Raw genomic sequence first — 659 nt, 5'->3', positions numbered from 1 at the left:
ACCCCCACCTTTTTTGCATTGTCTTGGAGAGACTGAGCAATAGGCAAAGCAAAAGGATAAGGAGAGGCACCGGCAAAAATACTGGCCTCAAAACCATCCGGATAACCTGCCTCTGTTAAAAGTTGCTTTGCTTTTTGGAGATCAAGTTTAAAGGGTTGTCCCTCTTTTTCATCCAAAGCTCCAAGATTACCAAGAGGAATAAAACTTGCACGTGGAATACCAACATCTTTGAGAAGAGTCTTACCGAGTCCTTCATAGTCAATAAGATAGCGCATCGCTAAACGCACTTTTTCATTGGCAAAAATAGGGTTTGTCGCATTAAATCCCCATATGATCATGGAGGGCGCCAACACTTTTTCAACTTTAATATCCGTTGTTGCTTGGAGATCTGCCAAATCCTCTGGCATCAGATTACGTGCAACATCGATATCGTGTTTTTGCAACAATAAACGTTGTGTTCCAGGTTCCGCAACATGGCGAATTAAAATCTTCTTCAATTTAGGCGCCTCCCCCCAATAATTGGAGCTTGCACGCAACAAAATTCCTTCTCCAGGGCGCCAACTCTCTAGCTGATAAGGACCAACGCAAGCAGAATGGCTTGCCAAATACCGGTTTCCCATATCACCATCTTTTTCGTGTTTCATGAGTGTCTCACGATC

The 659-nt window shown here is 43.6% G+C and carries 1 protein-coding gene; it reads right to left on the bottom strand.

Annotation, left to right across the window (positions count from 1 at the left end; genetic code table 11):
• Nucleotides 1–659: ABC transporter substrate-binding protein (locus tag ACFING_RS10060; RefSeq protein WP_375630834.1), on the bottom strand; the 659-nt coding region annotated here is incomplete at both ends.

The organism is Bartonella sp. AP150HLJHH (assembly GCF_042196385.1).
Taxonomy (GTDB): Bacteria; Pseudomonadota; Alphaproteobacteria; order Rhizobiales; family Rhizobiaceae; genus Bartonella.
The sequence above is the reverse complement of the archived record's forward strand: the minus strand, read 5'-3'. Positions and strand labels throughout refer to the sequence as shown.